12 protein-coding genes are annotated in these 12,510 nt (G+C 71.9%); 5 read left to right on the top strand and 7 right to left on the bottom strand.

All coding sequences use genetic code 11. From position 1 onward, the window contains the following. Positions 1–65: 65 nt before the first annotated feature. From otsB to C569_RS30455, 4 genes are all read right to left on the bottom strand, one after another. On the bottom strand, positions 66–2,663 hold the full coding sequence (otsB, locus tag C569_RS0116785) for a trehalose-phosphatase (protein WP_018786934.1): 2,598 nt from the start codon (positions 2,661–2,663) through the stop codon (positions 66–68). Further along, entirely contained in the window at positions 2,660–4,060 is a 1,401-nt protein-coding gene (locus C569_RS0116780) for a trehalose-6-phosphate synthase (RefSeq protein WP_026268254.1), read from the bottom strand. Before C569_RS0116780 ends, otsB begins: the two co-directional genes overlap by 4 nt. A 141-nt stretch (positions 4,061–4,201) precedes the next feature. Then, complete coding sequence (locus tag C569_RS31760) at positions 4,202–4,588, bottom strand: hypothetical protein (protein ID WP_018786932.1); 387 nt, start codon at positions 4,586–4,588, stop codon at positions 4,202–4,204. Further along, complete coding sequence (locus C569_RS30455; RefSeq protein ID WP_018786931.1) at positions 4,581–4,862, bottom strand: hypothetical protein; 282 nt, start codon at positions 4,860–4,862, stop codon at positions 4,581–4,583. The genes C569_RS31760 and C569_RS30455 overlap by 8 nt, the downstream gene beginning before the upstream one ends. Positions 4,863–5,075: 213 nt before the next feature. Between C569_RS30455 and ettA the strand changes: the two genes are divergently transcribed. The 4 genes from ettA (at position 5,076) to C569_RS0116750 (ending at position 8,584) form a co-directional block, all read left to right on the top strand. Then, the gene (gene ettA, locus C569_RS0116765; protein WP_018786930.1) at positions 5,076–6,752 is read left to right on the top strand and encodes an energy-dependent translational throttle protein EttA; all 1,677 of its coding nucleotides are present in this window, start codon (positions 5,076–5,078) and stop codon (positions 6,750–6,752) included. Positions 6,753–6,765: 13 nt separating this feature from the next. After that, on the top strand, positions 6,766–7,209 hold the full coding sequence (locus tag C569_RS0116760; protein ID WP_018786929.1) for a thioesterase family protein: 444 nt from the start codon (positions 6,766–6,768) through the stop codon (positions 7,207–7,209). After that, a complete protein-coding gene (locus C569_RS0116755; RefSeq protein WP_018786928.1) occupies positions 7,206–7,868 on the top strand; it encodes a hypothetical protein in 663 nt (220 codons plus the stop codon). Before C569_RS0116760 ends, C569_RS0116755 begins: the two co-directional genes overlap by 4 nt. 131 nt (positions 7,869–7,999) lie before the next feature. After that, positions 8,000–8,584, top strand: coding sequence for a YbjN domain-containing protein (locus C569_RS0116750; RefSeq protein ID WP_026268253.1), 585 nt, complete (start codon positions 8,000–8,002; stop codon positions 8,582–8,584). 7 nt (positions 8,585–8,591) lie between these two features. On the opposite strand, the gene C569_RS0116745 is transcribed toward C569_RS0116750, so the two are convergent. The 3 genes from C569_RS0116745 to C569_RS0116735 form a co-directional block, all read right to left on the bottom strand. After that, positions 8,592–8,978: a globin gene (locus C569_RS0116745; RefSeq protein ID WP_018786926.1), complete on the bottom strand. Its 387-nt coding sequence runs from the start codon at positions 8,976–8,978 to the stop codon at positions 8,592–8,594. Between the two features lie 78 nt (positions 8,979–9,056). Then, the gene (locus C569_RS0116740; RefSeq protein WP_018786925.1) at positions 9,057–10,430 is read right to left on the bottom strand and encodes an MFS transporter; all 1,374 of its coding nucleotides are present in this window, start codon (positions 10,428–10,430) and stop codon (positions 9,057–9,059) included. A 235-nt stretch (positions 10,431–10,665) separates the two neighbouring features. Next, positions 10,666–11,721 carry a mechanosensitive ion channel domain-containing protein gene (locus C569_RS0116735; RefSeq protein WP_018786924.1) on the bottom strand — a complete coding sequence of 352 codons (1,056 nt, stop codon included), beginning with the start codon at positions 11,719–11,721 and terminating at the stop codon, positions 10,666–10,668. 229 nt (positions 11,722–11,950) lie between these two features. Between C569_RS0116735 and C569_RS0116730 the strand changes: the two genes are divergently transcribed. Continuing rightward, the gene (locus C569_RS0116730; RefSeq protein WP_026268250.1) at positions 11,951–12,490 is read left to right on the top strand and encodes an HNH endonuclease; all 540 of its coding nucleotides are present in this window, start codon (positions 11,951–11,953) and stop codon (positions 12,488–12,490) included. Positions 12,491–12,510 lie beyond the last annotated feature (20 nt).

Raw genomic sequence — 12,510 nt, 5'->3', positions numbered from 1 at the left:
CGTGGACGTGGACGGCGGCGGGGGACCGGGAGGTCTCCCGCCGCCGTCCGGGGCGTCGCGTCAGGTCACTGCTTGAGCATGTTCTCCAGCAGCAGGGCGCAGCGGATCAGGCCGAGGTGGCTGTAGGCCTGCGGGTGGTTGCCCAGCCCGCGCTCGGCCAGCGGGTCGTACTGCTCCGGCAGTAGCCCGGTCGGCCCGGCCGTGTCGACCATCTGGGTGAACAGCTCCTCGGCATCGCTGCGGCGGCCGGTGCGCAGGTACGCCTCGATCAGCCACGACGTGCAGATGTGGAAGCCGCCCTCCCGGCCAGGCAGGCCGTCGTCCCAGTGGTACCGGTAGACGACCGGACCGCTGCGCAGCTCCGCCTCGATCTTGAGGACGGTGGAGAGGAAACGCGGGTCGTCCCCGGCGAGCAGCCCGGAGATGCCGATCCACAGCGACGAGGCGTCCATCTCCTCGTAGCCGTAGGCGACGCTGTACGCCTCGGCCTCCGGGTGCCAGCCGTGCTCAAGCACGTTCGAGGCGATCCGGTCGCGCAGGTCGACCCACTCCGGCCGGTCCTCGCCGCCGTGCCGGCGTACGACGTGCAGCGCCCGGTCCACTGTCATCCAGAGCATGACCTTGGAGAAGACGTGGTGCCGCGGGGGAAGGCGGGCCTCCCAGATGCCGTGGTCGGGCTCGTGCCAGCGGCGGCGTACCGCCTCGACCATGTTCTCCAGCACCCGCCACTCGTCGTCGCGGATCGAGCCACGGGCGTCGACCACCGCCGCGATCAGGTCCGCGACCGGGCCGAAGACGTCGAGCTGGAGCTGGTGGTTGGCGAGGTTGCCGACCCGTACCGGCCGGGAGCCGGCGTAGCCGGGCAGCGTGTCGATGACCGCCTCGGCGCCCAGCTCGAAGCCGTCCACCGTGTAGAGCGGGTGCAGCCGCTCCGGGTGCCCACCGGTGCGCTCGACCACGCCGTCGATCCAGCGCAGCAGCCCTTCGGCCTCCTCGGTCGAGCCGAGGTCGACAAGCGCGCGGGCGGTCATCGCGGCGTCCCGCAGCCAGCAGTAGCGGTAGTCCCAGTTGCGGACACCGCCCAGTTCCTCCGGCAGTGACGTGGTGGCCGCGGCGAGGATCGAGCCGGTCGGCTCGTGGCAGAGCCCGCGCAGCGTCAGCGCGCTGCGGGCGACCAGGTCCCGGGCGGTGGCGGGCAGCCGCAGCGAGGCCACCCAGTCCTTCCAGGGCTGCTCGGCGGCGGCCTGCCGCTCGTGCAGCGGCAGCCGGTGCGGCTCCAGGCTCTGCGTGCCGAAGCGCAGCTCCAGCACCACCTGGCCGCCGGCCGCCGACAGGTCGACCACCGCCTTCGCGGTTTCGTACCCGGCGTCGTTCGTGACCTCCCACTCGACGCCGGGGGAGTGCAGCGCGACCGGCTCGTTGGAGCCGAGCACCAGCAGCCCGTCGTCGAGCGGCTGGAGCTGCACCGCCACCTGACCGAACTCGGGACGCGGCGCGAACTCGATTCGGGCCCGCCCGGTGCCGCCGAGCACCCGGACCAGTGTCGAGTCGCCGCTGACCACGGCCGGGTCGTCCGGCGTGGTCTCCCGCACCGGCAGATCGAGCCAGTCGGTCACGGTCAGGCCGGACCAGCGGGTCTCGACGGTCATGGTGTTGCTGCGGTAGCGCTGGCCCAGCGGGATGCCGCCGCGCTCCGGCCCGACGGTGAAGTGCCCGGCCGGGCTGCCGCCGACCAGGTCGGCGAAGATCGCCGCCGAGTCCGGCTTCGGGTGGCACAGCCAGGTGATCTTGGCTTCCGGCGTGACGAGCGCGACGGTACGGCCGTTGGCGAGCATCGAGTGCCGCTCGATCGGCACCGCCCGCTCGCCGAACAGCCAGTGCCGCCGCGTCTCCAGCAGCAGCCCCAGCGCGCGGGCCGCCTCGATCGGCTCGGCCACCCGGTAGTCGGCCCGGGTCTCCCCGGGACCGATCTTGATGCCGACGTCCGGACCGGTCAGGTTGCCGAAGGCGTTCTCATCGGTGACGTCGTCGCCGATGAACAGGACCGCGCTCGCGGCGAGCTGGGTGCGGAGCTGGTCGACGGCGGTGCCCTTGTTGGTGACGACCACCGACAGCTCGATGACCTCCTTGCCCTGGGTGACTGTCACGTCCTCCCAGGTCGCGGGGCCGTTGCGGACCGCCTCGACGGCTCGGGCGGCGACGTGCGGGTCGACACCGCGGGTGTGCACGGCGACGCTGGCCGGCTTGCGTTCCAGGCGGATGCCCGGGTGCTCGGCGGCGATCTCGCGCAGTGCCTCGCGGAGCCGGTGCCGGACGGCGATCAGCTCGGGGGTGAGCCGCTCGACGAAGCCGATGTCGAACTCGGAGCCGTGGCTGCCGACGAGGTGCACCTCGCTGGGCAGCCGGGAGAGCGTGGCCAGGTCGCGCAGCGCGCGGCCGGATACGACGGCGACGCTCGTCTGCGGCAGCGCGGCCAGCGCGCGTACGGCCGCCACCGACTCGGGCAGCGGCACGGCCTTGCTGGGGTCCTCCACGATCGGCGCCAGCGTGCCGTCGTAGTCGCAGGCGACAAGGAGTTGCGGAACCCGGGCGATACGGCCGATGGCGGCGCGCAGGTCGGGATCCAGCACGCCGCCGTGGGCGGCGGGGGCGGGCGAGGTCACGCGGCCTCCGTATCGGGCACGCCGAGCTCGCTGAGGAACGACTTGGCCCAGTGGCCCACGTCGTGACTGCGCAGATGGCGCTGCATGACGCGCATCCGGCGGCGGGCTTCGGGCTTTTCGACATGCACGGCCCGTAGCAACGCGTCCTTCACCGCGTCCGGGTCGTGCGGATTACACAGGAACGCCTGGCGCAGCTCTGTCGCGGCGCCGGCGAACTCACTGAGCACGAGCGCGCCGCCCTGGTCGGCGCGCGATGCGACGTACTCCTTGGCCACCAGATTCATTCCGTCTCGCAGCGGGGTCACCATCATCACGTCGGCCGCGACGTACATCGCGGCCAGTTCGGAGCGACTGTACGACTGATGCAGGTAATGCACGGCAGGCACGCCGACCCGGCCGAATTCACCATTGATCCGGCCAACTTCGCGTTCCACCTTCACCCGAAGTGCCTGGTAGTGCTCCACGCGCTCGCGGCTGGGCGTGGCGACCTGCACCATAACCGCGTCCGGAACTGTCAACTTTCCGTCAGCGAGGAGTTCCCGGAAGGCCTTCAGCCGGAGTTCGATGCCCTTGGTGTAGTCGAGCCGGTCGACACCCAGGATGATCGTCTTCGGGTTGCCCAGTTCCTCGCGGATCTGCTTGGCTCGGGCCTGGATCGCCGGATCCTCAGCCAGCCGCTCCATTTCCCTGGTGTCGATGGAGATGGGGAACGCGCCGGCCTTCACCTGCCGGCCGTCGACCTGGATCATCTGGCCCTCGTAGCGCAGGCCGAGCAGGTGCCGGGCCAGCCGGACGAAGTTCTGCGCCGCCAACCGCTGCTGGAAGCCGACCAGGTCCGCGCCGAGCAGTCCACGCAGGATCTCGGTGCGGAACGGCATCTGCATGAACAGCTCGATCGGCGGGAACGGGATGTGCAGGAAGAAGCCGATCCGCAGGTCCGGCCGCAGCTCCCGGAGCATCGCCGGCACGAGCTGGAGCTGGTAGTCCTGCACCCAGACCGTCGCGCCCTCGGCCGCCACGTCCGCCGCGGCCTCCGCGAACCGGGCGTTCACCAACCGGTACGCCTCGCGCCAGCGCCGCTTGTAGGCGGGCGTCTCCACCGCGTCGTGGTAGAGCGGCCAGATCGTCGCGTTCGACTGGCCCTCGTAGTAGCGCTCCAGTTCCTCGGCGCTCAGCGGCACCGGGTGCAGCCGGATGCCCTCCAGGTCGAACGGCTCGGGCGCGGCGCCGGTGCCACCGGCCCACCCCACCCAGGTGCCCTTGTGCTCGGCCAGCACCGGGTGCAGGGCGGTCACCAGCCCGCCGGGGCTGCGCCGCCACTGCCGGCCCTCGGGTGTGCTCACCTCGTCGACGGGCAGGCGGTTGGCCACTACGACAAAGGAGCTACGGACGGTCACGATCGGCCACCTCCGGGTACTGACGGGTCCACCGCGATGAGCGTACTGAGCGTAGCTGCGGCGTCTGATCCCCCGTGCCGGAGTTACCTACCCGTCCCAGAACCGCCGAACCCATCGCGTGATCTTGTCGACACCGGTGGCTCAGAGGTCGATGATCGGCCACTCCTTGGGAAGCACCTCACCGAGCAGTTCCCGCCGGTCGCTCATGATCGGTGTGGTGGCCCGTGCGGCCTCCAGCGCCACCTGGGCGAGGTCCATGCTCAGGAGCGTGCGTGACCAGCCGCCGAGGAACATGCACATGTCGTGTGCCACGGCGGTGACGACCACGTGGTCGAGATCGCCGAGGATGTCCAGCAGGCGCCAGCCGTCTACGGCCACGTGCCGGTACGCCTCGGCGAGACACAGCGCCGGCACGATCACCGTCTGCCCCCGGTCCGCGACCGACGCGATCTGCTCCCCGACCGCCTCGGTGCCTTCCGCGTAGGCCAGCAGGCAGGCGGTGTCGAGCACCAGCCCCGCGTCAGTCACGGGTCAGCCGTCCACGTGACGACTCGCTCAGCAGCGTGGCGGCCCGGGCGCGCAGTTCCGGGGTGATCTTCGCCTGGGCCTCGTCGAGCGCGTGGCTCGCGTCGGCGAGCCCGCCGTCGGACAGCCGGAAGCCGACCTGCCGGAGCGCGCGCCGGGTGCGCTCTCCCGCCATCCGCTGCCGCACGCTCTCGGTGACGAACGCGGAGACGTTCGGCTCCTGGGCCAGTCGTTCGGCCACGTCGTCGGGGACGCTGATGGCGATCTTCTTGGTCATACTGCAGACGTTAGCGAGTAGTACCGGTGTCGGCAACGCGGCTCGCCGCCGTACCCCTGGGGTGGGGTGATGTGGGCGTGGCGGTCCGTACCTGTCAGGATTGACGGCGGCGTGCGCGCGGCCGGCTCCCGGCCGGCGGCGGCAGGCGCAGACAGCGCCCGCGCCCCGCACCCGACAAGCCCGCGATCGCAACCGACGGAGGTAGCCCGCACCGTGGCCCAGTTCATCTACGTCCTGGACAAGGCGCGCAAGGCGCACGGCGACAAGGTCGTGCTCGACAACGTGACGCTGAACTTCCTGCCGGGTGTCAAGATCGGGGTGGTCGGTCCGAACGGCGCCGGTAAGTCCAGCCTCCTCAAGATCATGGCAGGGCTGGACCGGCCGAGCAACGGCGAGGCCCGGCTCATGCCCGGCTACTCGGTCGGCATGCTCGCGCAGGAGCCTCCGCTCAACGAGGAGAAGACGGTCCTCGGCAATGTCGAGGAGGCGGTGGCCGAGACCAAGGCCAAGCTGGAGCGGTTCAACAAGATCGCCGAGCAGATGGCCACCGACTACTCCGACGAGCTGATGGAGGAGATGGGCAAGCTCCAGGAGGACCTGGACGCGGCCGACGCGTGGGACATCGACTCCAAGCTCGAACTCGCCATGGACGCGCTGCGCTGCCCGCCGCCGGACGCCGACGTCACCAAGCTCTCCGGTGGTGAGCGCCGCCGGGTGGCGCTGTGCAAGCTGCTGCTGGAAGCGCCGGACCTGCTGCTGCTCGACGAGCCCACCAACCACCTGGACGCGGAGAGCGTGCAGTGGCTGGAGCAGCACCTGGCCAAGTACGCAGGCACCGTCCTGGCGATCACGCACGACCGGTACTTCCTGGACAACGTGGCCAACTGGATCCTGGAGCTGGACCGCGGCCGGGCCTACCCCTACGAGGGCAACTACTCCACCTACCTGGAGAAGAAGGCCGCCCGGCTCTCCGTCGAGGGACGCCGCGACGCCAAGATGCGCAAGCGCCTCTCCGACGAACTGGAGTGGGTCCGCTCGAACGCCAAGGCGCGGCAGACCAAGTCCAAGGCCCGCCTGGACCGCTACGACGAGATGGCCGCCGAGGCGGAGAAGACCCGGAAGCTGGACTTCGAGGAGATCCAGATCCCGCCGGGCCCGCGTCTGGGCAACACGGTCATCGAGGCGCAGAACCTGACCAAGGCGTTCGGCGACCGGGTGCTGATCGACGGCCTGTCGTTCTCGCTGCCCCGCAACGGCATCGTCGGCATCATCGGCCCCAACGGCGTCGGCAAGACCACGCTGTTCAAGACCATCGTCGGGCTGGAGCAGTCGACCAGCGGCTCGGTCCGGGTCGGCGAGACCGTCTCGCTGTCGTACGTCGACCAGAACCGGCAGGGCCTCGACGGCGACAAGACCGTCTGGGAGGTCGTCTCCGACGGTCTGGACCACCTCATGGTGGGCAAGGTCGAGATGCCGTCCCGGGCGTACATCGCCGCGTTCGGCTTCAAGGGGCCGGACCAGCAGAAACCGACGAAGGTGCTCTCCGGCGGCGAGCGCAACCGGCTCAACCTGGCGCTGACGCTGAAGATCGGCGGCAACGTGATCCTGCTCGACGAGCCGACGAACGACCTGGACGTGGAGACGCTGTCCAGCCTGGAGAACGCGCTGCTGGAGTTCCCCGGCTGCGCCGTGGTCATCTCCCACGACCGGATGTTCCTGGACCGGGTCGCCACACACATCCTGGCCTGGGAGGGCGACGACCAGAACCCGGCCAAGTGGTTCTGGTTCGAGGGCAACTTCGAGGCGTACGAGAAGAACAAGGTCGACCGGCTCGGCGCGGAGGCCGCCCGGCCGCACCGGGTGACCTACCGCAAGCTCACCCGCGACTGACCGGTGCCGACCCTTGTCTGAGCGGTTCGTCTACCACTGCGCGCTGCGCTGGTCCGACCTGGACGCGTACGGCCACGTCAACAACGCCCGCTTCCTCACGCTCTACGAGGAGGCCCGGGTGGCGATGATGTTCGCCGGCGGCCGGGCGTGGGGAGTGGGCTCGTTCGCCGACGGTGTGGTCATCCGCCGGCACGAGGTCGACTACCTGCGCCCGGTCGACTACGCGCTCGGCCGGGCCAGCGCGGAGGCCGCCCCGACGGTGCGGATCGAGCTGTGGGTGGACCAGATCAAGGCCGCCTACTTCTCGGTCTCGTACGAGCTGTACGACGGCGACACGCTGGCCGGGACCGCCCGGTCGCTGCTGGTGCCGTTCGACCTGACGGCGCAACGCCCGCGCCGGATCTCGCCGGAGGAACGGGCGTTCCTGCTCGGCTACGCGCCGGGGCTGAGCGCATGACCGGGCACGGGTTGACCGGGACGGCCGACGCCGGGGCCTTCCTGGCCCGGCTGGTCCGGTTCGACCCGGCCACTCTGGTCCGGCTGCGGCCGGTGCCGGGCGCGGGCCGGACCGCCCTCTGGGCGCGGCTGCCGTGGGGTGTGCTCGTGGTCCGCACCGTGCCGGGCGCCGCTCCCGGGGACGCCACGGTCGCCGCGGGGGAGCTGCTGGCCGAACTCTCGGCCGGCGGCGCCGCGCTTCCGGTACGCCGGGACGACGGCTGGCGGTGGCAGCTCCCGCCGGCGGCGAGCCGGGCGGTGGAGGCGCTGCCCGGCGCCGAGCTGCGCCGGATCGCGGAGGCGGCGGCCGGGACGTTGCGCGAGGCGGCCACGCGCGGCGTGGCGGGCCGCGCGGTCGGGCAGCGGATGCTGCGGGACGCACTGCTGGACCACGTCGCCGTGGTGGTGACCCCGGACGAGGCGCCGCGCGCCCCGGTGGAGGTGTCGCAGCGGCTGGTGCAGGCCCTGGTCCGGATGGGTTTTCTCAGCTCCGGCGCGGACGACGTTCAGGTGCGGACGGCCGGCCGATGGGTCGGGCTCGTCGGACCGTTCGGGGCGGCCTGGTCGCGTACCGTTTCCGATCTTGCACTCAGGCCGACGCCGGATCACCCGAACGGATGACCCCACTTCGTCCTTCCGGGTTGGGGCGGTCGTTGGGGGGGTGCCTCACGCCGCCTGTCCGGGTACCGTCCATCCTCGGATCCAACGCACCGTAGGCGTCCGGATCCGCTGGGGAGTGAGGTGCGCGAGCGATGCCGTGGTGGTCATGGCGCCCTGGTCCCGCCGCTGGCGGGGAGCCGGAGACTCGAAGCGGGACCACAGTGGATGACACCATCCGGGTCGGCCCACCGACCCCTCGCCAGCCGGGGGACGACGCGGCGCCACCCGAGCGGCCGGTCCTCACGGACATGCCGGCCACCGTCGCGCCGGTCACGCTGAGCCGGGTCTGCGACGCGCTCGACCTGCTCGACGTCCGCTATCTGGCCGACGGCGGCGGCAACCTGCTGGCCATGTGGGAGCGGCACGCCGTGCTCATCGCGCTGGAGGGCCCGGAGGACGAGATCCTCGTGATGCGGGCCCGTCCGCACGCGACGGTCCCGCCGGACTGGGCCGACCGGGCCTATCGCGTGGTGAACGAGTGGAACCACACCCGGCGCTTCTGCAAGGCGTACATCGGTGACCCGACCGAGCGCGGTCAGCTTCCGATCTACGCCGAGTTGCAGGTGCCGCTCGGCGCCGGCGCCCACGACGCGCTGCTCGTCGAGACGCTCGACTGCGGCGCCGCCGTCGCCGTGACGTTCGTCGACTGGCTGCACGACGAGGGCGCCCTGCTCTGAGCCGGGCTCAGCCGGCGGCCGGGTCCTCCATCACGTTCACCATGAAGTAGGCGGCCCGCTCCAGGTAGTCCCAGAGCGCGGCGGCGAGCTGCGGCGGCAGGTCGAGCGTGTCCACCGCCCGGCGCATGTGGCGCAGCCAGGCGTCCCGCTCGGCCGCGCCGATCCGGAACGGGGCGTGCCGCATCCGCAGCCGCGGGTGCCCGCGCTGCTCCGAGTAGGTGTGCGGGCCGCCCCAGTACTGGATGAGGAACAGGGTCAGCCGGTCCGCCGCCGGGCCCAGGTCCTCCTCCGGGTACATCGGCCGCAGCAGCGGGTCGTCCGCGACGCCGGCGTAGAACTCGTCCACCAGCTTGCGGAAGGCCGGTTCACCGCCGGTCGCCTCGAAGAGGGTCATCGACTCGCCTGGGGAAGTCACGCTTCCATCCTGCCAGGTGCGGCCCGGCGCCCGCGCCCGCCCGCCGGGCCGCGCGGATCACGTCACCGCGTGCCGGCGCCGGCCGTGCTCGCGGTTCCGGTCACCGGGCGAGGGGCCGTGCGAGGGCGCGTGCGGGGTGCCGGCGCCGGTCGCCGACTCGGCGCGGGCGGCCTCGACGGCCTCGTGGATCACCTGCGGCCGGGGCCACGCGAGAGCCGCCACGGTCATGATCAGCACTCCGGCGGCGCTCCACACCCCGACCACCGACGGGACCGAGAAGCGCTCGGCGAGGGCGCCCGTGGCCAGCACCGCGGCACCCTGGATGATCTGCGTGCCGCTGGCCATGACGCCGAACGCCCGGGCCCGGAATCCGTCCGGCAGCGCCTGCACGAACAGGCCGTTGGCGACCGGGACGAGCCCGGCGACGGCGAAGCCGCACCCGGCGGCCAGCAGCGCGACCACCGCCGGTGGCGGGTTGAGCAGCGCGGGTACGAGTGTCGCCGGCGCGATGATCATCAACGGTCGCATCAGGGTCAGTCGCCGCTCCGGGCCGACGAGCCGGCTGATGGTCAGCCCGCCGAGGATGTATCCGACCGGGACGGCGGCCATGATCAGCCCTTGGGCGGTGCCGGCGTCCATCCGGCCGTCGGTCCGGTCGGCGGCCCAGCCGGCGGCCAGGCCCTCCGGGACGATCGAGAAGAGCATTGCGCTGAACACCAGCACCGCGATGGCGCGCAGCACCGGCCGCTCGAAGACGATCCGGAAACCCTGGACGGTCTCCCGCAGCAGGTGACTGCGGTGCACCTCGGTCATCGCCGGTGGCCGCTCGCGGACGCCGAAGTGGACCAGCGCGGCCGACACGGCGAAGGTCACGGCGTTGACGAGCAGCGCGGTGTTCGGGTTGAGCGCCGCCACCGTGGCGCCGATCAGGTAGCCGACGACCTGGGCGGCCTGGCCGGCGCTGGTGAATGCGGACAGGCCCACGACCAGCCGGTCCCCGGTCAGGATGTGCGGCATCAGCGCCGACCGCGCCGCCTGGCTCGGCGGGTTCGCGAGCGTGGCCAGGAAGATCAGCGCGAAGACCGACCAGGTCGGCATCCACGGCATCGCGACCAGCGCCATCAGCGCCATCCGCAGGAGGTCGCAGACCACCATGACGCGCCGGTAGCGGTGCCGCTCGGCGAGCGCGGAGAGCAGCGGGCCGCCGACCAGCCAGGGAAGGTAGCTGGCGGCGAACGCGGCGGCGGAGAGCGCGACCGAGTCGGTCTCGCGCAGGACGAGCACGGTGACCGCGGCGCGGGCCAGGTAGTCACCAACCCAGGAGAGGGTGTTGGCGGCGAAGATGGCGCGGAACTCCGACTGACCGAAGACGTCCCGGAAGGTGGCCGGGCCCTCCCGGGCGGGTCGCGCGTCGGACACCGTCGCCTCCATCGTTCCTGGTCGACCACTTGTGATGGCCCGACCGGGAACCGTCGTCAGATCAACCGATCAGCGAGGACACGAGCACGCCCCCCGGTGGAGCGTGTGCACCGGATTCTGCCCGATCGTCTGACAGCTGGCTAGGGCGAACGGATTGATCGTCGCATCTCCGACTGAACGAACGGACGATACCCGAGGGGCCGCGCGGCGCGCGACCCCCGGAAAATAGTCCGGCTCGTCCGGCGGCTCAGGTGGGTCCGCCGGTGCCCGTACCCTCGGCCGCGGGCGGTGCCGGCGGCTGGACCGGCAGGCCCGGGAACAGCCGGGCGGCCGCGATCTGCGCGACGATCCCCGAGTTCTCCAGCGCTTCCGCGAGGCGCCGGCGCAGTTCGCGGCCCACCGCGAACTGCCCGTCCGCGGTGGTCTTGACGACGGTACGGATCACCGCGCCGTCGACTGTCATCTGCTCGACGCCGAGGACCTCCGGCTCCTCCACGATGCTCGACGCCAGCTCCGGGTCCAGTGCCACCGACGCCGCCGCGGTACGCAGCACGGCGGTGGCGTCCTCGGTGCCGGCGAACCCGATCGGCAGGTCGACCACGACCAGCGCCCAGCCCTGGCTCTTGTTCCCGACGCGGACGATCTCGCCGTTGCGGATGTACCAGAGCACGCCGCGGCCGTCCCGGACCGTGGTGACCCGCAGCCCCACCGCCTCGACCACGCCGGTCGCCTCGCCCAGGTCGACCGTGTCGCCGACGCCGTACTGGTCCTCGATCAGCATGAACAGGCCGGCGATCAGGTCCTTGACGAGGCTCTGCGCGCCGAAGCCGAGGGCCACGCCGGCGATGCCCGCGCTCGCCAGCAGCGGGGCCAGGTCGAAGCTGAACTCCTTGAGCACCATCAGCAGCGCGATCCCGAAGACGAACGCGGTGACCATGCTGCGCAGCACCGACCCGATCGCCTCGGCCCGCTGCCGCCGCCGCTCCGGCACGAACTGCTCCGGGTCGAGCGAGGCGCTGGGGAGCCGCTCGCGCAGCGGGCGGAGCATGGTCGGCACCGTGCCCTCGGTGGTGGTCCGCACCAGCCGGTTGATGGTCCGGTGCAGCGCCCACCGGGCGGCCACCGCGAGCAGCAGGATCAGCGCCACCCGCAGCGGCTTGAGCAGGATCCAGTAGCTGCTCTCCGCGAACCAGGCGGAGTTCGTCACTCGGTACACCCATTCGCATGAGCTGCTGCCCTGGCAGTCGGGCCGCCGGTCGGAGACGGCGGCCAGCACGGCGGAGATCAGGTCGGAGACGTTCACTCTGCTTTCGTACCGCACCGGTGACGGGCGGCGGACACCGCCACCTCGGCGAAGTGTCGCTAGCGGCGGGGGTAGCCCGGATTAGTACGTGCAATCCGGGGCGCGATCAGGGACTATTGGCGCAACGGACGTCGGTGATCCGGCCGGCGCCGAAGCCGTTGCGCGCTGTCCGCGCCGGCGGTTCCGGCGCGCACGAGGCGGGAGCGGCTGGACCGGGAGGGTGAGCGCGATGCCTGACATACGACCCACGGCGGGCTCCGGTGCACTCGTTCTCAACGCCACCTACGAGCCCCTGTGCGTCGTGTCGGTGCGTCGTGCCGCGATTCTCGTCCTCTCCGCCAAGGCGGTCTGCGTCGCCGACGGCGAAGGCATCCTGCACAGCGCGCGCAACGCGTTACCGGTGCCCTCGGTGGTACGCCTGACCCGCTACGTCCGGGTGCCGTACCGCACCCACATCGGGTTGTCCCGGCGGGCCGTGTTCGCCCGCGACGGGTGGCGGTGCGCGTACTGCCGTGGGCCTGCCGAGACCATCGATCACGTCTTCCCACGCAGCCGGGGCGGCCGGCACGCCTGGGAGAACGTGGTCGCCGCGTGCGCGCGGTGCAACCACACCAAAGGCGACAAGACGCCCGCCGAGTTGGGCTGGCGGCTGCACCACCTGCCGGCCGCGCCCAAGGGAGCCGCCTGGCGGGTGCTCGGGCACCGCGCCCCCGACCCGCGCTGGGCGGACTGGCTCGACCTGCGCGAACCCGAGACCGAGGCGGCCTGACCGGCCCGCGCACCGGCCCG

It is taken from the genome of Micromonospora sp. CNB394, assembly GCF_000374985.1.
Classification (GTDB): Bacteria; Actinomycetota; Actinomycetes; order Mycobacteriales; family Micromonosporaceae; genus Micromonospora; species Micromonospora marina.
The sequence above is the reverse complement of the archived record's forward strand: the minus strand, read 5'-3'. Positions and strand labels throughout refer to the sequence as shown.

Coding starts and splice junctions, on each gene's coding strand:
- C569_RS0116745 (WP_018786926.1), bottom strand. CDS start 8,978: ATGACCCTCTTCGAGGCGACCGGCGGTGAACCGGCCTTCCGCAAGCTG.
- C569_RS0116750 (WP_026268253.1), top strand. CDS start 8,000: ATGCCGTGGTGGTCATGGCGCCCTGGTCCCGCCGCTGGCGGGGAGCCG.
- C569_RS0116740 (WP_018786925.1), bottom strand. CDS start 10,430: ATGGAGGCGACGGTGTCCGACGCGCGACCCGCCCGGGAGGGCCCGGCC.
- C569_RS30455 (WP_018786931.1), bottom strand. CDS start 4,862: ATGACCAAGAAGATCGCCATCAGCGTCCCCGACGACGTGGCCGAACGA.
- C569_RS0116730 (WP_026268250.1), top strand. CDS start 11,951: ATGCCTGACATACGACCCACGGCGGGCTCCGGTGCACTCGTTCTCAAC.
- C569_RS0116755 (WP_018786928.1), top strand. CDS start 7,206: ATGACCGGGCACGGGTTGACCGGGACGGCCGACGCCGGGGCCTTCCTG.